The organism is Noviherbaspirillum sp., assembly GCF_035944575.1.
In the GTDB taxonomy this organism is placed as follows: Bacteria; Pseudomonadota; Gammaproteobacteria; order Burkholderiales; family Burkholderiaceae_D; genus Noviherbaspirillum.
The window spans coordinates 1-21,281 of the sequence record NZ_DASZBA010000012.1 but is presented as its reverse complement, the minus strand read 5'-3'; the positions used below and the strand labels follow the sequence as shown (position 1 = coordinate 21,281).

17 protein-coding genes are annotated in these 21,281 nt (G+C 58.4%); 10 read left to right on the top strand and 7 right to left on the bottom strand.

Annotated features, from left to right (window positions below):
• From VGU61_RS00605 to ugpQ, 7 genes are all read right to left on the bottom strand, one after another.
• The coding region (locus tag VGU61_RS00605; protein ID WP_326857155.1) for an acyl-CoA dehydrogenase family protein at positions 1-961 on the bottom strand (961 nt) is incomplete at its 3' end.
• 95 nt (positions 962-1,056) lie between these two features.
• On the bottom strand, positions 1,057-1,986 hold the full coding sequence (locus VGU61_RS00600) for an electron transfer flavoprotein subunit alpha/FixB family protein (protein ID WP_326857154.1): 930 nt from the start codon (positions 1,984-1,986) through the stop codon (positions 1,057-1,059).
• A 60-nt stretch (positions 1,987-2,046) separates the two neighbouring features.
• Positions 2,047-2,796 (bottom strand): electron transfer flavoprotein subunit beta/FixA family protein, encoded by a 750-nt coding sequence (locus VGU61_RS00595; protein WP_326857153.1) that lies wholly within the window; start codon positions 2,794-2,796, stop codon positions 2,047-2,049.
• Positions 2,797-3,053: 257 nt separating this feature from the next.
• A complete protein-coding gene (locus VGU61_RS00590) occupies positions 3,054-3,281 on the bottom strand; it encodes a sulfurtransferase TusA family protein (RefSeq protein ID WP_326857152.1) in 228 nt (75 codons plus the stop codon).
• A gap of 93 nt (positions 3,282-3,374) precedes the next feature.
• On the bottom strand, positions 3,375-3,893 hold the full coding sequence (locus tag VGU61_RS00585) for an NUDIX domain-containing protein (protein WP_326857151.1): 519 nt from the start codon (positions 3,891-3,893) through the stop codon (positions 3,375-3,377).
• A gap of 25 nt (positions 3,894-3,918) precedes the next feature.
• Positions 3,919-6,546, bottom strand: coding sequence for an alanine--tRNA ligase (gene alaS / locus VGU61_RS00580; protein WP_326857150.1), 2,628 nt, complete (start codon positions 6,544-6,546; stop codon positions 3,919-3,921).
• A 181-nt stretch (positions 6,547-6,727) separates the two neighbouring features.
• Positions 6,728-7,486: a glycerophosphodiester phosphodiesterase gene (gene ugpQ, locus VGU61_RS00575; RefSeq protein WP_326857149.1), complete on the bottom strand. Its 759-nt coding sequence runs from the start codon at positions 7,484-7,486 to the stop codon at positions 6,728-6,730.
• Positions 7,487-7,634: 148 nt separating this feature from the next.
• On the opposite strand from ugpQ, the gene VGU61_RS00570 reads away from it, so the two are divergent.
• The 10 genes from VGU61_RS00570 (at position 7,635) to VGU61_RS00525 (ending at position 20,821) form a co-directional block, all read left to right on the top strand.
• Positions 7,635-8,873, top strand: coding sequence for a CaiB/BaiF CoA-transferase family protein (locus VGU61_RS00570; RefSeq protein WP_326857148.1), 1,239 nt, complete (start codon positions 7,635-7,637; stop codon positions 8,871-8,873).
• A 100-nt stretch (positions 8,874-8,973) separates the two neighbouring features.
• Positions 8,974-10,572 (top strand): gamma-glutamyltransferase family protein, encoded by a 1,599-nt coding sequence (locus VGU61_RS00565; protein WP_326857147.1) that lies wholly within the window; start codon positions 8,974-8,976, stop codon positions 10,570-10,572.
• A 176-nt stretch (positions 10,573-10,748) separates the two neighbouring features.
• Complete coding sequence (locus VGU61_RS00560) at positions 10,749-11,129, top strand: DUF2306 domain-containing protein (RefSeq protein ID WP_326857146.1); 381 nt, start codon at positions 10,749-10,751, stop codon at positions 11,127-11,129.
• 10 nt (positions 11,130-11,139) lie between these two features.
• A complete protein-coding gene (locus VGU61_RS00555) occupies positions 11,140-11,421 on the top strand; it encodes a 2TM domain-containing protein (RefSeq protein ID WP_326857145.1) in 282 nt (93 codons plus the stop codon).
• A complete protein-coding gene (locus tag VGU61_RS00550) occupies positions 11,418-12,494 on the top strand; it encodes a sensor histidine kinase (protein WP_326857144.1) in 1,077 nt (358 codons plus the stop codon). Before VGU61_RS00555 ends, VGU61_RS00550 begins: the two co-directional genes overlap by 4 nt.
• Positions 12,491-13,288 carry a LytTR family DNA-binding domain-containing protein gene (locus tag VGU61_RS00545; RefSeq protein WP_326857143.1) on the top strand — a complete coding sequence of 266 codons (798 nt, stop codon included), beginning with the start codon at positions 12,491-12,493 and terminating at the stop codon, positions 13,286-13,288. The genes VGU61_RS00550 and VGU61_RS00545 overlap by 4 nt, the downstream gene beginning before the upstream one ends.
• Positions 13,289-13,632: 344 nt before the next feature.
• Positions 13,633-15,147 (top strand): methyl-accepting chemotaxis protein, encoded by a 1,515-nt coding sequence (locus VGU61_RS00540; protein WP_326857142.1) that lies wholly within the window; start codon positions 13,633-13,635, stop codon positions 15,145-15,147.
• 264 nt (positions 15,148-15,411) lie between these two features.
• Positions 15,412-16,854 (top strand): CapA family protein, encoded by a 1,443-nt coding sequence (locus tag VGU61_RS00535; RefSeq protein WP_326857141.1) that lies wholly within the window; start codon positions 15,412-15,414, stop codon positions 16,852-16,854.
• A 211-nt stretch (positions 16,855-17,065) separates the two neighbouring features.
• A complete protein-coding gene (locus VGU61_RS00530; RefSeq protein WP_326857140.1) occupies positions 17,066-18,649 on the top strand; it encodes an ABC transporter substrate-binding protein in 1,584 nt (527 codons plus the stop codon).
• A 216-nt stretch (positions 18,650-18,865) separates the two neighbouring features.
• Positions 18,866-20,821: a CocE/NonD family hydrolase gene (locus tag VGU61_RS00525; protein WP_326857139.1), complete on the top strand. Its 1,956-nt coding sequence runs from the start codon at positions 18,866-18,868 to the stop codon at positions 20,819-20,821.
• Positions 20,822-21,281 lie beyond the last annotated feature (460 nt).

The window sequence follows — 21,281 nt, the reverse complement described above, 5'->3', positions numbered from 1 at the left end:
CCTTCGCGTATTGCACCGCCTTCTGATAGGCACGCTCGGCAACGCCAACGCCCTGCATTCCGACGGCGAAACGGGCTGCATTCATCATGATGAACATGTATTCCAGGCCACGGTTTTCCTCTCCGACCAGCGTGCCGATCGCGCCGCCGTGGTCGCCGAATTGCAGGACCGCCGTCGGGCTCGCCTTGATGCCGAGCTTGTGTTCGATCGAGACGCAGTGCGCGTCATTGCGCGCTCCGAGCGATCCATCGGCGTTGACCAGAAATTTCGGTACGATGAATAGAGAAATGCCCTTCACGCCTTCTGGTGCGTTTGGTGTACGGGCGAGCACGAGGTGGATGATGTTTTCCGCCATGTCATGCTCGCCGTAGGTGATATAGATCTTGGTGCCGAAAATCTTGTAGGTACCGTCACCCTGAGGCACCGCGCGGGTACGCACCAGCGACAGATCGGAGCCGGCCTGCGGTTCGGTCAGGTTCATGGTGCCGGTCCACTTGCCGGAGATCAGGTTGGCGAGATAAATCTGCTTCTGTGCATCGGTCCCTGCGGTCATCAAAGCTTCGATCGCGCCGTCGGTGAGCAATGGACACAGGGCAAACGACAGGTTGGCTGAATTCAGCATTTCGATGCAGGGAGTCGCTACCAGCTTGGGCAAGCCTTGTCCGCCGAATTCGACCGGATGTTGCACGCCCTGCCATCCCGCTTCGCCAAATGCCTTGAACGCTTCCTTGAAACCCTTGCTGGTCGTGACGTTGCCGTCATGCCAAAAGCTGGGTTCCTTGTCGCCCGTGAAATTGAGCGGCGCCACCACTTCGGCACAGAACTTTGCGTTTTCTTCCAGAACCGCCTCCACCGTCTCCGGGCTGGCATCTTCGCAGCCGGGCAAGGCATTCACTTTGGACAGTCCGGCCAGTTCGTTTATGACGAACAGCATATCTTTCAACGGGGCGACATAGCTCATTCAAGGCTCCAGAAAAGAGGCAGGACCACGAATGGTCCTGCCTTCCATCTACAACGATTTAACTTTAGTTCTATTCCAGGCGGCTTCAGGCCGGATCAACCCAGCTCGTTAACCAGTTGCGGCACCAGCTCGAACAGGTCGCCGACGATGCCGTAATCCGCCACCGAGAAGATCGGTGCTTCCGGATCCTTGTTGATAGCGACAATGGTCTTCGAATCCTTCATGCCGGCGAGGTGCTGGATCGCGCCAGAGATACCGACCGCGATGTACAGCTGGGGTGCCACGACCTTGCCAGTCTGGCCAACCTGCCAGTCGTTCGGAACGTAGCCCGCGTCGACCGCGGCGCGCGATGCGCCCATGGCGGCACCAAGCTTGTCGGCGAGCGGCTCGAGGATCTTGAACGCATCGCCGGAGCCCATGCCACGTCCGCCGGACACGATGATCTTGGCGGCGGTGAGTTCCGGGCGGTCGGACTTGGCGATCTCGCGGGAGACAAATGCGGATTTGCCGGAGTCGCCGACCGGAGTCACGGTCTCGACTGCCGCAGATCCGCCGGTCGCTGCAGCGTCAAAACCGGTGGTGCGCACGGTGATGACCTTGACCGGATCGGCCGATTGCACTGTTGCAATCGCATTGCCGGCGTAGATCGGACGCTCGAAGGTATCGGGGGAAACGACTTTGGTGATTTCGGAAATCTGGCCGACGTCAAGCTTCGCAGCGACGCGTGGCAACGCATTCTTGCCGAATGCGGTGGCAGGCGCGAGGATGTGCGAATATCCGCTGGCCAGCGCCAGTACCTGCTCGGCGACGTTTTCCGCGAGGCCGTCGGCGAACTGCGCTGCGTCAACAACCAGGACCTTGGTCACGCCTGCGATGCGGGAAGCGGCTTCCGCAGCACCGCCGCAATTCTGGCCAGTCACCAGGATGTGGACATCGCCGCCGCATTGGGTCGCGGCCGTAACGGTATTCAGTGTGCTTCCCTTGAGCGAAGCGTTGTCGTGTTCTGCAATTACAAGTGCGGTCATGATTTTTCCTGTAGGTTGATGAGCCCGCGCGGCAAAGCCGTCGCGCCGCTCAAAAAATGCTTAAATGACTTTCGCTTCGTTCTTGAGCTTGTTGACCAGTGTCGCAACGTCCGGCACGGTGATGCCTGCGGAGCGTTTCGGCGGCTCGGAAACCTTCAGTGTCTTCAGGCGCGGCGCGACATCGACGCCCAGATCGGCGGGCTTGACCACGTCCAGCGTCTTCTTTTTCGCTTTCATGATGTTCGGCAATGTCACGTAACGCGGTTCATTCAGGCGCAGGTCGGTGGTGACGATCGCAGGCAATTGCAGGGACAGGGTTTCAAGACCGCCGTCGACTTCTCGTGTCACTGTGGCCTTGCCGTCTTCGATGACGACCTTGGAGGCGAAGGTGGCTTGCGGCCAGCCCAGCAGCGCAGCCAGCATCTGGCCGGTCTGGTTGCAATCGTCATCGATTGCCTGCTTGCCGAGGATGATGAGTTGCGGCTGTTCCTTGTCGGCCAGCGCTTTCAACAGTTTCGCCACTGCCAAAGGCTGCAGCTCGGCGTCGGTTTCGACCAAAATACCGCGGTCGGCGCCGATCGCCATCGCGGTACGCAGGGTTTCCTGGCACTGTGTCACGCCGCAGGAAACAGCGACCACTTCGGTCACTTTGCCGCCTTCTTTCAAGCGGGTTGCTTCTTCCACCGCGATTTCGTCGAATGGATTCATCGACATTTTCACGTTGGCGATGTCAACGCCCGATCCGTCGGATTTGACGCGAACCTTAACGTTGTAGTCCACCACGCGTTTGACAGGAACCAAGACTTTCATAGCTGTGCCTTTGGAAAAAGATTGACGTAAACGTAAATAAGACAGGGATTATATGAGAGATTCTGCAAGCATGCCAAAATTTAGCACGATCGTTCTTTTTAACGGTAGAGAGTATGCACTAAATTGATGTAAAAAGCGAAAAATCAATTGGAGAAAAGGATCTAAATTCAATGCCTTGGCGAGCATGCGGCATTTATTTCGATGCGCATTGCACTAGCACAAAACATGGTGCTGGCGGGCCGGAAAGTCGGACGACTTTACTTGCGTTTCATGAAGAAGATGAACTCGCGCTCGTCGGCGCTGTGGGAGAGAAGCTCATTGCCGGTTTGCTTGGAGAAAGCCTGGAAATCACGCACCGAGCCTTTGTCGGTTGCCACGACTCGCAATATCTGGCCGCTCGTCATTTCCGCGAGCGCCTTCTTGGCCTTCAGAATCGGCAGCGGGCAATGCAGGCCGCGTGCGTCAAGCTCTTTATCAAATTCCATATTGGTGTTCCCGAAAAGAAGCAACGCTAGTGGAGCGAGCGATTCTACCCCAAAGCGGATCGCATTGGTGCGTCGCAACAAGGAGAACGGAATTCAGGAGGCCGGCCAGTCGAGAAATTCCACCGGCAAGCCGCGGGCGCGCATCCAGTCGGCCATCGCATAACCGGTTCCGGCCCGCCATGGCCGCAGCTTTTCCGGCGCGACCAGTCGGTAATCAACCAGTTCCTCCGACAACCGGATCTCGCCGGATGCTTTTACATGATAGGCGATGATCAATTCATTTTTGCGGATGAATTCATAGACGCCGATGAGACTGACTTCATCGGCATCCAGATTGGTTTCTTCCTTGAGCTCGCGGGCGATTCCCTGCTCAGGCGTCTCGCCCCGCTCCATGAATCCGGTAATGAGCGCGAATACCTTTTCCGGCCAGGCCGCGTTGCGCGCCAGCAGAATACGGCCCTCGACTTCCACCAGCGCCGCAAGGACCGGCAGCGGGTTGTCCCAATGCGTCCAGTGACCATCCGGGCAGGCGAGGCGGACCTTGCCGCCTTCACCCGCATCCGCCCGCTCGACCAGAGGGGCGGCACACATTGGGCAATATCGATAGTCCATGCAGGTACTCCCGCTCAGGTCAGAGTTATGCGCGCTCGCGCACCCAGCCAGCTACGCCGCCGAGCGCCTTCGGCAGTCCGGTCGGGTCGGTGCCCCCGGCCTGTGCCATATCGGGCCTGCCGCCACCCTTGCCGCCAACCTGCTGGGCGACGAAGTTCACCAGTTCTCCGGCCTTCACCTTCGATGTGGCGTCGGCGGTAACACCGGCGATCAGGCTGACCTTGCCGTCATTGACGGCTGCCAGCACGATCGCTGCGGTTTTCAGCTTGTCGCGGAGCTTGTCCATGGTGGAGCGCAACGTCGCCACGTCGGCGCCGTTCAGCGTTGCTGCCAGCACCTTGATGCCATTGACGTCGACCGCTTCAGCCAGCAGTTCGTCGCCCTGAGCGGAAGCGAGCTTGCCCTTGGCTGCGGCGAGCTCCTTCTCCAGCGCTCTGACCTGTTCGAGCATGCCGCCGATACGGGCGGAGATTTCCGACGGCGACGCCTTCAGCGTGCCGGCCACCTGGTTAACGGTCGATTCCAGGGACTGCAGATAGGCCAACGCGTTGTCGCCGGTGATCGCTTCGATACGGCGCACGCCGGCAGCCACGCCGCCTTCGGCAACCACCTTGAACAGGCCAATGTCGCCGGTACGCTGCACGTGGGTGCCGCCGCAAAGCTCGCGGCTGCTGCCGATGTCCAGCACCCGCACCTCGTCGCCGTATTTCTCGCCGAACAGCATCATCGCACCCGACTTTTGTGCTTCCTCGATTGCCATCACGCGAGCCTGCGTGGGATGGTTGGCGAGAATCTCCGCATTGACGATCGCTTCCACCTTGCGGATCTGTTCGTCTGTAAGAGGACCGTTGTGTGCGAAGTCGAAGCGTGTCCGATCGGCATTGACCAGCGAACCCTTCTGCTGCACATGGGGGCCGAGAACTTCGCGCAACGCCTTGTGCATCAGGTGGGTGGCGCTGTGGTTGCGAACAGTCTTGGCGCGCTTTTCCGCGTCAACGTTGGCGTTCATCACATCGCCAACCTTGATCGTGCCTTCAACGATACGCCCATGATGGCCGAATACGTCGGCCTGGATCTTCAGCGTGTCCTCGACCAGAAAGCGCGTGGCGGCATTGCGCAACTCGCCGGTGTCGCCGACCTGGCCACCGCTCTCGGCGTAGAACGGCGTATGGTCCAGCACCACGACCGCGTCGTCGCCGGAATTGGCCTGCTCCACCGCGGTACCGTCGACATAGATCGCGGTGACACGGGCGGTATCGTGAATCAGCTTTTCATAGCCGTGGAACGTGGTGGCGCTGCCACTGTATTCCAGGCCTTGCGCCATCTTGAACTTGCCGGCCTCGCGTGCGCGCTGACGCTGTTCGCCGAGCAGCACGTTGAATCGCGCCTCATCCACCGTCACGCCGCGCTCGCGGCAGACATCGGCGGTCAGGTCAACCGGGAAACCATAGGTGTCATGCAGCTTGAATGCGGTATCGCCGTCGATCTGCTTTGCACCCGACGCAAGCGCCCGGTCGAGGATTTCCATGCCGTTGGCGATGGTGCGGAAGAAGGCTTCTTCTTCCTGCTTCAGCACTTCGGTCGCGCGCTTTTCGTTCTGGCGCAGTTCGGGATAGGCGTTGCCCATTTCGGCGACGAGCGCCGGCACCAGCGAATGGAAAAACGGCTTGCGCGCGCCGAGCTTGTAGCCGTGACGGATTGCGCGGCGGGCGATGCGACGCAGCACGTAGCCGCGACCGGCGTTGCTCGGGATGACGCCATCGACCACGATGAATGTGCAGGCGCGGATATGGTCGGCAATCACCTTCAACGAAGGCGAATTCACATCGTACCCGCTTGCGCCGACCGCATCGACCGCCTTCCTCGCGGCAGCGAGCAGATTCACGAACAGATCGATCTCATAGTTGGAATTCACGCCCTGCATCACCTTGGTGATGCGTTCCAGGCCCATGCCGGTATCGACGCTCGGCTTGGGCAGCTTATGCATGACGCCCGCTTCGTCGCGGTTGAACTGCATGAAGACGTTGTTCCAGATTTCAACATAGCGGTCGCCGTCTTCGTCCGGCGAGCCTGGCGGACCGCCTGGCACGTCAGGGCCGTGATCGTAAAAGATTTCGGTGCAGGGGCCGCAGGGACCGGTGTCACCCATCATCCAGAAGTTGTCGGATGCATAGCGTGCGCCCTTGTTGTCGCCGATACGCACGATGCGCTCGGCCGGCACGCCGACCGTCTTGTTCCAGATCTCGTAGGCCTCGTCGTCTTCCGCGTACACGGTGACCCACAGTTTTTCCTTCGGCAGCTTGAAGACTTCCGTCAGCAATTCCCATGCGTACTGGATCGCGTCATGCTTGAAGTAGTCGCCGAAGCTGAAGTTGCCCAGCATTTCGAAGAAGGTGTGATGACGCGCGGTGTAGCCGACGTTTTCCAGGTCATTGTGCTTGCCGCCGGCGCGGATGCATTTCTGCGATGTGGTCGCACGGGTGTAAGGACGCTTGTCGAAGCCGAGGAAAACATCCTTGAACTGGTTCATGCCGGCGTTGGTGAACAGCAGCGTGGGGTCGTCGCCGGGAACGACCGGGCTGGACGCGACAATCGTGTGGCCCTTGGATTCAAAAAACTTCAGGAATTTATCGCGGATTTCAGACGAGTTCATGGTCGATGGAGGAAAAATGGCAAGCATGCAAACCGTTGATTATACGTGATAAGCCCCCTATGAAGCCTGCCGGACGGCTGGCAGATCCCCGTTCTCCGGAGCGGGTCGGACGTTGCTTTTTCGTCAACCGCGGCGAGACGTAAATCGTGGAACGCCTGCATTTCAGCGTGAAGAGAGCCGGCTACACGCCGAAACCCGGGCCGATCAGGTCAATCCGGTCGGTGCAGAACGCATCGACACCCCACCGCAATATTTCCTGTGCGCGTGCCGGATCATTGACCGTATAACAAAACAAGCCATACCCGGCCGTCTTGACGGCGCTTGCCTGCGTGGAGGTGAGGTTCTTGTGGTTGGTATGCAAGGCGCATGCGTCGAGCGCCTGCAAGCGCGCAAGCCAGTCGTCCGGGATGGTGTCGACAAGATAGCCTCGCGGGATGCCGGGCGCGGACTGGCGTGCGGCCGCCAACGCATCAAACGAAAATGACGAGAAAAGCGGAAGGTCCGCCGGGCCGGCGTGCGCAGCGAGTTCATCGGCAAACAGGCGGGCCGTGGTTTCCGCAACGACATGACCGGTCTGTTCATCGGCGCCGGGGGACGGTTTGATTTCCACGTTCATCCATATCCCGTTCTGCCTGCAGTACCGCACCACCTCTTCGAACGTCGGCACCGGTTCGCCGGCGAACCGGCTGTCCAGCCAGGCGCCTGCGTCCATCACTGCCAAATCCTTCGCCAGCGTATCCGCTACCCTGCCCCTGCCTGGAACCGTCCGCCCGAATTGCGGATCGTGCATCAGCACTGGAATGCCATCCCCGGACAGCATGACGTCGAATTCAACGGCACGGAATCCATACTGCATGCCGCAACGCATTGCCGCGAGCGTATTCTCAGGAGCAAGGGTGCCGCCGCCGCGGTGCGAAATGATTTTCGGATAAGGCCACATGATGATTCGCCGTTATTAACAATGGGACATAGTCTAATCGGAAGCGGCGATCGCGTGGATCGGGATGACATCAAAGCACTTCCTGTTTGACAGGGTTAAAATCGGCGAGCGTTTCCCCTCCTTCCACCACTACACCGGTAACCGACCCATGGCCGACTCACCCCTGAAAAAAGCATTGGGACACCTGCGTGTCCTTGACCTGACCCGCGTCCTCGCCGGACCGTGGTGTGCGCAAAACCTGGCCGATCTCGGCGCCGATGTGATCAAGATCGAGCGGCCGGGCGCCGGTGACGATACCCGGTCCTGGGGACCTCCCTACCTGCGCGACGAACAGGGCAACGACACCACCGAAGCGGCTTATTACCTCGCCGCCAACCGCGGCAAGCGTTCCGTTACCGTGGACATCGCCAGCCCGGAAGGCCAGGACATCGTGCGCCGGCTGGCAAGGCAGTCGGATGTCATCCTGGAAAACTACAAGGTCGGACAGTTAAAGAAATACGGCCTGGACTATGAATCATTAAGGAAAGAAAAGCCGGACCTGATTTACTGCTCGGTCACCGGCTTCGGCCAGGACGGCCCCTATGCGCAGCGTGCCGGCTACGATTTCATCATCCAGGGCATGGGCGGCTTCATGTCCATCACCGGCGAGCGCGACGACATGCCGGGCGGCGGGCCGCAGAAAGCGGGCGTCGCCATTTCCGACCTGATGACCGGCATGTACGCCACCATCGCAGTGATGGCGGCGCTGGCCCACCGCGACCGGACCGGCGAAGGCCAGTACATCGACATGGCGCTGCTCGACGTGCAGGTCGCCATGCTCGCCAACATGAACACCAACTATCTCGCCAGCGGCAATCCTCCGAAGCGCTGGGGCAATGCGCATCCCAACATCGTTCCCTACCAGACCTTCCCGACATCCGACGGCCACATCATCGTGGCGGTCGGCAACGACGGGCAGTACCGCAAGTTTGTTGGCGCCGGCGGCCGGCCCGACCTGGCCGAGGATGAACGGTTTGCAACCAACCCGATGCGGGTGCGCCATCGCGACGTGCTGGTGCCCTTGCTGGCGGAAATGGTGAAGACGAAAACCAAGCAGGAATGGATCGACCTGCTGGAATCGGCAGGCGTGCCCTGCGGTCCGATCAACAATCTCGACGGGGTATTCGTCAACCCGCAGGTGACGGCGCGAAACATGCAGGTGGACCTGCCGCATCCAACCGCCGGCAAGGTAAAACTGGTCGGCAGCCCGATGAAAATGTCGGTGACGCCGCCGTCGTATGACCTGCCGCCGCCGCTGCTGGGGCAGCACACCGAGGATGTGCTGCGCGAGGTCCTCGGGATGGGGGAGGAAGAAATCGGCCAATTGCGCGGCAAAGGCGTCGTCTGATCCTGCCCGGGGTGCTGCCGCCTGCCGCATTCCGGCGCGGACAGGTCTGTCGTTTGCTTTGATCGATCCAAGTCGAACCCACACGAAAGGCAACACCGCCATGCCTGATTTCAACTGGACCAACCCCTATCCTTCGATCCGTACGCCGCTTTTCGCACGCAATGTCGTGTCCACGTCCCAGCCGCTGGCAGCCCAGGCCGGCCTGCGCATGCTGATCAAGGGCGGCAACGCGGTCGATGCGGCAATTGCCGCCGCGGCGGCGCTGGTCATCGTCGAGCCGGTATCGTGCGGACTTGGCGGCGATGCGTTCGCCATCCTGTGGGACGGCGAACGATTACACGGCCTGAACGCCTCCGGTCCCGCGCCCGCCGCATGGACGCCGGACTATTTCAACCGCAAGCACGGCGGCAAGATACCGCATCGCGGCTGGGATGCGGTCACCGTGCCGGGCGTCATTGCCGGCTGGGTGGCGCTCTCGGACAAATTCGGCAAACTGCCGTTCGCCGACCTGCTGGAACCGGCCATCGAATTGGCGGCGCGCGGCCACATGGTGACGCCCATCGTGCAGCACAAATGGAGCGCGGCGGTGCCCCTGCTCAAAAAACAACCCGGCTTCGCCCAGACCTTCATGCCCCATGAAAGAGCGCCCCTGGTCGGCGAGTTGTTTCGGTTCGAGGATGCGGCCCGGACACTGACGCGCATTGCAGAAAGTCACGGTGACGATTTCTACCGTGGCGAGCTGGCGGAAGCGATCGTCAGGGACGCCAGGCACAACGGCGCCGTGATGGCGCTGGATGACTTGTCGGGTTATGCGCCGGAATGGGTCGAGCCGCTACAGAAGGATTATGCCGGCCATACCTTGCATGAAATACCGCCCAACGGCCAAGGCATCGCGGCGCTGATGGCGCTGGGCATTGTGGAGCAGCTTGATGTGACACGCTACCCGGTCGACTCCGCCGACAGCCTGCATTTGCAGATCGAAGCGATGAAACTCGCGTTTGCCGATACCTATCAATGGGTCACCGACAGCCGCTATATGACTACAGTGACCGCCGCCCACTTGCTTGACGATGGCTATCTGGCCGACCGGGCGAAGCAGATCGATATGCGCCGTGCCGGGGAGTTTCAGCATGGCACGCCACCGAAAGGCGGTACGGTCTACCTCACTGCCGTCGACGAAAGCGGCATGATGGTGAGCTTTATCCAGTCCAATTACATGGGATTCGGTTCCGGCGTAGTCGTCCCGGGAACCGGCATCAGCCTGCAAAACCGCGGTTACGGCTTTTCGCTCGATCCCTCGCATCCCAATTGTGTTGCGCCAGGGAAGCGGCCGTTCCACACCATCATCCCGGGTTTCCTTACCAAAGACGGACAGCCCCGGATGAGCTTTGGCGTCATGGGCGGGAATATGCAGCCGCAGGGACACCTTCAGGCAATCGTCCGCATGTTGTCCTATCACCAGCAGCCTCAGGCCGCCTGCGACGCCCCGCGCTGGAAAGTGAATACCGGCATATCCGTCGACATGGAAACCACCATCCCTGCGGATGTGGTTGCCGGATTGCTCGCACGCGGACACAAAATCGAACGGATTGCCGACAGCTACATGGATTTCGGTGCCGCCCAATTTGCGTGGAAATTGCAGGACGGCTATGTCGTTGCCAGCGACCCGCGGCGGGATGGCCAAGCAGTCGGTTTTTAACAGACTACTCGCAAGACCGCGCAAATTACCGGCTCGGGTAGTCCGGTACCTCAATCCCCTCGCTCCGAAACAGCAACGTTTCACGGCTGAAAACCGGCATTTCGTCGCAATCTGCTGTCGTGCGTCCTCGCGCCTGACGAAAATGTTCCCATCAAATCACTTATCGGGAGCACGTCATGGAATTTACCCCTGTCATCCTCGCACACATCGCCGCCGCCATCGCGGCCGTCGTACTGGGCGGCGCTGCCCTGCTGATGAAAAAAGGCACCCGGACGCATCGCCTGTTCGGACGCGCCTGGGTTGCGCTGATGCTGGCCGCCGCCGTTATCTCGTTCTGGATCCGTCGGAATGGTGAATTTTCGCCGATCCATATTCTGTCGGTCATCACGATCGTCGGTCTCGGCATGTCAATCTACGCCGTCATGCACGGCAACATCAGCGCCCACCGGCGCGGCATGACGGCCACCTATGTCAGCCTTGTGATCGCCGGCGCATTCACGCTGCTGCCGCAGCGCCGCCTCGGATACCTGGTATGGCATTCGGTCGGTTTAATCTAAGGAGATGAAAATGGATACATCAATCAAATACCAGGACGCCAAGCGGGTGGTGGAACGCAAACTCGGTTTCTACACCCACTTGTCGGTGTATGTGATCGTAAATACCGGGCTGATCGCTCTTAATATTGCGCAGGACTCCGGCCGGCCTTTTGCCATCTTCCCATTATTGGGTTGGGGAATCGGGTTACTATTCCACGGGCTGGCGGTATTTCTTCATGGCCCGAAGGCCGCCTGGAAGCGACGCATGATCGACAAGGAAATGAAAAGACAGCTCGACGCACTCCCGGAATGAATCTGTTTTCTGAATCGGTAGGACACCCCTATCCACGCCTGCGCCGCTTCGCCATCGACATGGCGATTACCGCTGTCTTCAATTTGGTCATCGCCCTCATCATTACGTATGTGATGCGGGTGCATACCAGTTTCGTCGTCAATCTGGTGGTCTCGATGTGCATCGGTATCCTGGCCGTGACCTTTGTCGATGGCGGCCGGCTGCTGCTATGGGGATTGGGGAAGCCGCCGAAAATACCGTTCATTCTGTTGGTCGTGGCGGGATTGCCGGCCGCGCAGCAACTTGGAAAGCTGATCGCGGCGCAATTCACCGGGATTCCGGCCAGTTACTTCTTTGGAGCGCATCAGCAGAATCCGGCCGGCTACATCGTCGTGACCCTGCTGGTGAGCCTGTTCATTACCTGGTTCTTCTGGAACCGCAGCGCCCTCGCCTATCTGAAGGCGGAAGCCGAGGTGGAAAAGGCACGGGCCGCCGCCATCGAAAAGCAGGCTCTTCAGGCCCAGCTCCAACTGCTGCAGGCACAGATCGAACCCCACATGCTGTTCAACACACTAGCCAATCTGCAGGGACTGATCGCGGTCGACCCGCCGCGCGCCCAGCAGATGCTCGACCAGTTGATTCTCTATCTTCGCGCCACGCTGTCGTCATCGCGGGCGGAGCAGACCACGCTGGGACAGGAATTCGCGTTGATGGAAGCCTATTTGGGCTTGATGAAAGTCCGTCTCGGCGGCCGCCTGTCGTACACGCTGCATCTGCCTGATGATTTGCGCGATCGCAGGCTGCCGCCGATGCTGCTGCAACCCCTGGTCGAAAACGCGATCAAGCACGGCATTGAACCGAAGATCGAGGGCGGCCACATCGATGTGCAGGCGGTAACGGAGAACGCGGCGCTGATGCTGACAGTGCGCGACACCGGTCTCGGCCTGCGCGACGCCGGCGCCACCTCCGGCACCCGGGTCGGCATGGCCAACCTGCATGATCGGCTGCAAGCGCTCTACAACGGCAACGCTTCGTTCTCCCTGACACCCAATCATCCCGAGGGCGCCATCGCCCGATTCATCCTGCCGCTATGACGACCACATCCGTACGTGCATTGATCGCCGAAGACGAACCGGTCCTGGCCTATGCGCTGGTGCAGGCGCTGCAGCGCTTATGGCCGACCTTGCATATCGGCGGCGTGGCGGAAAACGGCGTCGCCGCCGTCCGTGAAGCGCTGGCCTTGCGACCGGATATTCTCTTCCTCGACATCAAGATGCCCGGCAAGACGGGATTGGAAGCAGCACAGGAACTCGCGGAGGATTGGCCGGACGGCACGCCCTTCCCTCTGGTCGTGTTCGTCACCGCCTATGACGAATATGCGCTGCAGGCATTCGAGCATGCGGCCGCCGATTACGTACTCAAACCGATCAGTGACGCGCGCCTGGAAAAAACGGTGTCAAGACTGCAGGCGCGGCTCGGACAAACCAAGGAGCGCGGGCAGGAACTCGCACGTATCGTCAATCAGCTGCGTTCACTGGTTCCTCCCGCTCCGGCCGACTCCGAGCGATTGAGCTTCATACGCGCAGCGGTCGGCAATCAAGTACGGATGATCCCCGTTACGGAGGTGCTCTATTTCGAAGCGACCGACAAATATGTGAACGTCGTCACCGCTGATAACGAATCCCTGATCCGTACCAGCCTCAAGGAACTGCTCCCCCAGCTGGACGACAAGCAATTCTGGCAAATCCATCGCGGCACGGTAGTGAATGCCCACCGCATCGAAGCCGCAGTGCGGGACGAGAGCGGCAAGCTTTTCGTCCGGCTGCGAGGCTATCCCAGAACGCTTCCGGTCAGCCGCTTGTTCGCACATCTGTTCAGACAGATGTGAAGGCGGCGGGTATCGACCAAACGCACAAGCCTGTAATAGTCAACCGCTCGGTCTACCGCTTGAACAGCGGCAGGTCTGAAGATGAAAAGCACGATCGTTCGCTAAAGATGCGCCACAACGCCTGTGGAAGTCTCCGCGCCGCCACGCTTCAAATTTAATACAGTGTTTCGTTGTGCAACACCCGTATTTCGCATATAAATATTGGCTTGAAGAAATAATAGCTTTTTCACGCCTCGGAGCACACCGATATGAAGGCACTGCGAAGTCTTAAACTTTCCTATCGCTTCGGAATTTTGATAGGTTTATTCTCACTAGGCTTCGTCATCTATGGCGCATGGTCGTTTATGACGCTGAACAATCTTAAGGTCAATGGTCCGGTTTACCAGCGCATCGTGCAGGGCAAGGACCTGATCGCAGATGTCCTGCCTCCGCCGGAATACATTATCGAATCCTATCTTGTCACCCTTCAGCTGGCGGCGAGTGACGACAAGGCGGAGCAGGATGCACTCGCCGCCCGACTCAAGACGTTGAAAGCGGATTACGACACCCGCCACGAGTTCTGGTTGAAGGAGCAACTCGACAGTAACCTTTCCGACATCTTCCTGCGCCAGGCGCATCAACCGGCCATGGCTTTCTATGCAGCCGCCTTCGATGAACTCATTCCGGCGGCGCAAAAAGCAGACAACGCTGGCGTTGCCGCAGCAATGGTGCGTCTGAAGGCCTTCTATGCAACCCATCGCGCGGCAGTCGACGAAGTCGTTACGCTGACCACCAAGCGTATTGCCGAAGACGAAAGCATGGCAAAGGAGCGCATCGAATCCGCCACCCTCCTCTTGATGTTGATCCTTGCCGCATCGCTCGGCGCCAGCGTGCTGGTCGCTGCGGTCATCGTGCGCGGCCTGCTGACCGACCTCGGCGGGGAACCGCATTACGCAGTCGAAATCACTCGTCAGATTGCATCGGGAGATCTGACGATGGACATCGCAGTCAAGAATAATGATCAGCAAAGCCTGCTGTATTCGATGAAGTCGATGCAGGCGGTATTGGCCGACACGGTCGCAGCCATCAAGGCGGCAGTCGAATCGGTCAGTACCGGGTCGCACCAGATCGCCGCCGGCAACTTCGATCTGTCGGCGCGTACCGAACACCAGGCCAGCTCGCTTGAGCAAACCGCCGCTTCGATGGAAGAACTGACCGGCACCATCAAGCAAAATGCCGAAAGTGCACGCCGGGCGAGCGATCTCGCGAACTCGGCATCCAATGTCGCCGTCAAGGGCGGGGCAGTGGTATCGGAAGTGGTTGCAACGATGCAGTCTATCGATGCATCAGCAAAGAAAATAGTCGACATCATCAGCGTAATCGATGGCATCGCGTTTCAGACCAACATTCTGGCGCTGAACGCGGCTGTAGAGGCAGCCCGCGCAGGCGAGCAAGGAAGAGGATTTGCCGTGGTGGCCGCAGAGGTGCGCGTGTTGGCGCAGCGATCAGCCGCCGCTGCGAAGGAAATCAAGGCCCTGATTGGCGATTCCGTTGAAAGAGTCGGCACGGGCGCACGCCTTGTCGATCAGGCCGGCTCGACCATGGAGGAAGTGGTAGCGAGCATCCAGCGCGTCAGCGGCATCATCAGCGAAATCGCGTCCGCAAGCGTTGAGCAGCAAACCGGTATCGAACAGGTGAACCAGGCAATGAGCCAGATGGATCAGGTTACCCAACAGAATGCCGCTCTGGTCGAGGAAGCGTCGGCGGCCGCGAAATCCTTGCAGGATCAGGCAAATCATCTGACGCAAACAGTCGCCCGTTTCAAAGCCGACGGCGCTGCGCAATCTGCATTGCCGGCTCCGGTACTTCGACTTACATGACCCGGCCATAGCGCCGCACCAATGGAAACATCCAACCAAACGTCGATGTGGTGTCGCACGCGGCATGCTTGGTTGGATGCATGTCGGATGGCCGTGCAAAAGCGGCAGCCGACTTGTTCTCTCTCTTGATCATTTCCACGCAAGCTGCCCGACGCATACCCTGCCTGGCGGTGGCTATCAACCGTTTACCCAATTTCCTCGAGCGGCGATATTTGTATCACTCTACAATACACGGTATTATATAATGATACATAAAGCGCGTACGTGGGCTCGTCGCTTCTGGCGACCATGTCTTTTTGCAAAGGGAAACAGATGGACAATCAACAGTCGAACACAAATTTTTCTCCTGACGGGAAGTTGCTGCCTTCCTGGCGTGACGCCAACGTGCCGGATGGCTTCACCTTGGTTGCGGTGGGCGACCTGGTAATTGATGACGTATTGTCGCCACGCTTGAAAATGGAGTCACCCGAGTTGATCGACTTGCTTCAAAGTGCGCACGTCACTTTCGGCAACTTCGAAAGCACCGCTATCGATCTTCGCAAGTTCGGCGGCTATCCCGAAGCCGAATCCGGCGGCTCATGGCTGATCAGCTCGCCACGTGTTCCGCAAGACCTCAAGGCGATGGGCTTCAACCTGCTGGGCCGTGCAAACAATCACACCACCGATTGGGGTGTAAAAGGCATGCGCCAGACTGATGATCTGCTGGAAAAAGCCGGCATTGTCCATGCCGGAACGGGCGAAACACTTGCCGAAGCACGTGCGCCAAGATTTCTAAGCACGTCCGCCGGGCGCATCTCCCTGGTATCCATTGCCTCCCGCTTTGAAGCGATGTCCCGCGCGACCGATCCGCTCGGGCAAATCCCCGGCCGTCCGGGGGTCAATGCATTGCGAACCACCCGCTACGTGTTGGTATCGCCATCCCAGCTGGAACAACTGGCAGCGATACGTGACGCGCAACCGAAGGGCTCGGTGAGAGCGTCGATCATGGCCTCCGATCAAAAGACCGGTACTGTTACTCTATTTGGTACCCAGTACCGCGCGAAGCCGGATATTGGTGATTCTCTGGAATTCACCGTCTCGATGCATGAAAACGACCTGATGGAAATACTGCGCAACATCCGCCAGGGGAAGCAGACGTCCGACTTCTCGGTTGTCACCATGCATACCCATGAACCGGGAAACTATAGCGACGTTCCGCCGGACTTCCTGCCGGTACTGGCCCGCCAGGCGATCGACAACGGAGCCGACGCATTCATCGGTCACGGCCCTCACCGACTTCGCGGCATCGAAATCTACAAGAAAAAACCGATTTTTTACTCACTCGGGAATTTCTTCTTCATGGAAAATACGCAGCAGCCGCTGACCCGTGACGCGTTTGAAAAAGGCCATATCGATCCCTATGCGATGACCGAGGCGGAATTCCTGGAATACAAACGGGTGAAAGGTGTGTTTGGCGAGCGGGTCTGGTACGAGAGCGTCGTCACGCGCAACCGATACGACAAGGTCGGAAATCTCAAAGAGATTTTTCTCTACCCAATTGAAATGCATTGGGAAAACGCTCGCGACGCGGACCGCGGCATTCCACATATCGCCTCGCCGACCGCATCAAAACGCATTCTCGACACATTGCAACGGCTTTCAGATCCCTATGGAACAAAAATAAGCGTCGTTAATGATATCGGCGTCATCCGAGTCTCCGACGACTGACTCCATCGCCTGATCGTCCCCTCCCGCATCAAACACACCATTTCTCAGTCCGGCGCGCTTCGCGCCGGGCTCCCCTCCCCGCCGTGCCCTCCTGAATATACCCGCCAGAAAATAACAAAAAACTATTTGACGTCGTATCATTGTTCGATATATTGTATCGTTAGATGATACGTCAACCCAACGCCGATAGGAGAAAACAATGCGCAGTACATTGAAAGGCAAGGCCCTGATTGCAGCAATGGCAGCGGCCTGTATGATCAGTTTGCCAGCCGTGGCGGCTGATCTGAAGATCGGCTTCAAGTCCGATATCACCTCCGCAGACCCGCACGTCCTGAGCGGCGCCAATCGAAACCTTTGGGCGCATATCTACGAAGGCCTCGTTGAGCAGGACGAAAATCTCAGGCCAAAACCGGCGCTGGCAGTATCATGGAGCACCGTCGATCAGACCACCTGGGAATTTAAACTGCGTCCGAACGTCTCCTTCCACAATGGCGCGACACTGACCGCGGACGATGTCAAATATTCGATCGAACGCGCAATCGCTCTCAAAGGCCCTCGAACTTTCCGCACCTATCTCAAGGGCATCGAATCGGTCAACGTTGCCGGCCCCCTCACGGTCCGCATCAAGACGAACGGTCCACAGCCGAATCTTGCAGACAATCTCAGCCTGATCGCCATCATTCCGAAGTCACTGGGCGCAGATGTGCCGGAAGAAAGCTTTGCAAAAGGGGCCACGGCAATCGGCACAGGTCCTTACAAGTTCGGCACCTGGGAACACGGCCAGCGAGTGACTTTTACACGCAACGCAAATTACTGGGGCGCGAAGGAACCGTGGGACAACGTTATTTTCCAGATTCTCGCCCGTGATCCGGCCCGCGCTTCGGCGCTGCTGGCCGGAACCGTGGACCTCATCGATGGCGCAACATCGAAAGTAGCGGATTCGTTCGGACAAGGCGGCAAATTCGAGATGGCATCGACCACCTCTTACATGCTCAACTACATTCAACTAGACCACTTCCGCGACAACTCCCCTTATATCAAATCCAATACCGGCGCACCGCTGCCGAAGAACCCTCTCCGCGACTTGAAGGTTCGCCAGGCGATCATGCATGCAATCAATCGCGACGGCATCATCAAATTCCTGATGAAAGGCGACGGAGAAGCTGCAAACCAGTATGTGCCGAAAACCTTCTTTGGCTATGATCCTTCGCTCAAACTTCCGCCTTTCGATCTTCAAAAGGCCAAATCACTGCTGGCCGAAGCAGGATATGCGGACGGCTTCAAAATGACTATGCACTGCACCAACGACCGCTACGTCAATGACGCGAAGATGTGCGAAGCGGTGGCGCAGTCGCTCAACCAGATCGGCTTGAAGGTCGAGCTCTCGACAATGCCCTATTCAGTCTTCATCGGCCGTGCGACGAAGGGTGACAACGGCGCGTCGGAGTTCAGCTTTTTCATGGTGGGTACCGGCGCGGTGACTGGCGATTCCCTGCAACCGCTATCTTCCATTGCCCACACCGTGGATGCAAAGAGCGGCTTCGGCGCAAACAACTATGGCCAATACAGTAATAAGGAAGTGGATTCCCTGATCGAAAAAGCGGCTGTGACGCTCGACGAAAAAGCACGTACGGGTCTGCAACAAACCGCAGCACAGAAAGCGTTGCTGGATGGCGCAATCATTCCGCTGATTCACGTGAAGGCATCGTGGGCATTCAAGAAAGGGTTAGCCATCACCCCACGAAGCGACGGTTTCACACATGCCATGAACATCCGGGAAACCAGCGCCAAGTAACACCCCGCTCCCGACGACATCGATGCAGATGGCTACTGCACCTCTACCAGGTGCAGTAGCCAGAGCGCGCGCTTTTGCCCCGTCACATCCGTTGCTGTGCCTCCGCGTACTGCATCCGTCAGTGCTTGACCTGTAGTCAACCCAAGGGTGTCCAGCGCACTGCTTTCAACATGTTCTGCTCGCGCACACAAAAGTAAAGTCCGTAGAAGGAAAACCATGTCAACGCTGAATCTCAAGCGCTTCGCAACTGAAAACTCCGCACCAAACTCCAGCACTGTATCAATCGATTCCGGTGGAAACTCCCCCCCCGGCGAGTATGACGTCACGATTGTTCGCGACATCATGGTTCCCACGCGCGACAACATCAATCTTGCTACAGATGTCTATTTTCCTTCTCGCAACGGTAAAGCCGTCGATAGGCCTTTTCCTGTCATCCTCGAACGCACTCCTTACGGCAAACATATCCGTAGCCGCAGCGAACGGTCGGTAGGCATGGAAGTGCCGATGGAGCGCGATGTGGTGGCATCTTTCTTCGCACGACAGGGATACGTCGTCGTGTATCAAGATTGCCGTGGAAGACATAAATCCGGAGGAGAGTTTGTCAAATACACCAGCGAAGGCGACGACGGCTACGACACCTGCACATGGATACTTCAACAGCCGTGGTGCAACGGACGCATTGGCACGAAAGGATTGTCGTACGCTGCCCATACGCAGGCTGCACTCGCAAGTCTGTCTGCGCCCGGCATTGTCGCCATGTTTATGGATTCCGGCGGCTTTTCAAATGCCTATCAAGGCGGAATCCGGCAAGGCGGCGCTTTCGAACTCAAGCAAGTGACATGGGCGCTCAAGTACGCGCTCGAAAGCCCGGCGATCAAGTCCGACCAGGAAAAGCTTATCGCACTTAAATCGGTGGACATCAAGGACTGGGCGCACCGTACGCATCTCTGGAGGCAGGGAAATTCGCCATTGACCCTTGCTCCGGAATATGAAGACTATCTGTTCGACCAGTGGCAACGCGGTGTATTCGACGAATACTGGAAGCAGCCCGGACTATACGCGGAAGGCTACTATGACAAGTTTTCAGATGCAGCCATGGTGATCATGTCGTCGTGGTACGACGTGTACTCCCGTACTGCAACGGAAAACTATGTCGGCCTTTCAAAGCTGAAAAAGAAACCTGTTTGCCTGATTCTGGGTCCATGGACTCACGGAAATCGCTTCCTATCCTACGCCGGCGATGTTGATTTCGGGCCGGAGGCAGTGATCGACGGCAATCTCGCCAAGGATCACCTGCACCTGCGCCTTGAATGGTTCGACCGCTTCCTGAAACAGGACGGCAAGGATGGCGAAGCCGTGCCGAGAGTCAAGCTGTTCGTCATGGGCGGCGGCAGTGGTCTCAAGAACGCCGATGGCCGGATGATGCACGGCGGTCACTGGCGCGAGGAAAGCGACTGGCCGCTTCCGGATACGTGTTGGACGCCTTACTATCTGCGGGCAGACAGGTCGGTAGCGACACAGAAACCGAGCGATGACGACGCAAGTCTGACATACCGTTTTGATCCTCGCAATCCGATGCCGACGGTTGGCGGCGCGGTGACATCCGGTGAACCACTGATGTTCGGCGGCGCATTCGATCAGCGAGAGGGTCCCAAGGTATTCGGCTCACAGCCCCCCTACCGAACACTCGCCGAGCGCCCGGACGTACTGGTATTCGAGACCGAACCACTGGAAGAGGATGTAGAAGTCACAGGCCCGGTCAAGGCAACGCTCTGGGTTTCATCGAACTGTTTGGACACCGACTTCACCTTCAAGCTGATCGATGTCCATCCGGCCAAGGAAGACTTTCCCGAAGGATTTGCAATGAACATTACGGACGGCATCCTGCGCGCCCGCTACCGCGATTCATGGGAACGTCCAATGCAAATGGAACCGGGCGAAGTGTATCGCATCGAGATCGACGCTTTTCCGACCAGCAATCTATTCAAACGAGAACATAAGATTCGGATCGATATTTCAAGTAGTAATTTTCCACGCTTTGACATCAATCCCAACACCGGTGAACCGGACGCCAGTTCACCTGTTTGCCGGGTTGCCACCAATACCATCTACCTTGACGCGGAACGGCCATCCCACCTGACGCTGCCGGTGATCCCGAGTCGGAAAAAGTAGTCAAGCTAACACAACTGAGCGGGAGCCGTGAATCGCTCCTCCCGCTCCTTTCGATCAAGTGCGATCACCTGGCCATTCGCTAGCCTGATGCATTGAGTGCCCCAACCTGTTTTGCTGATCAATCATCCGCTGTTCGCCCATCAAAATAGCCCGCAGAAAAAGCAACCATAGTAAAGGGCAGGGTTACCAAGACGAACACCTCAACAGCTAACCAGATCGTCCGTCGCATTCTTGAAGATCGGTTTGTATCTATAGCACCGAAGCACGAACGCCCGTCACGACACACCAGCAAACTGCAATCGCCATAGACGAGCGTAAGCGCGTTGCAGACCATATGCGACAAAGGTGCTCTTCGCAACGCGCGCATGCGCTTGTATGCGCTGCCCCTTATTTAGGCTAGAGCGCTTTCGGTCTGACTGTGCAAGGCGAGGCCGAGGTGGTTTGCTTGCGGAACAAGGGT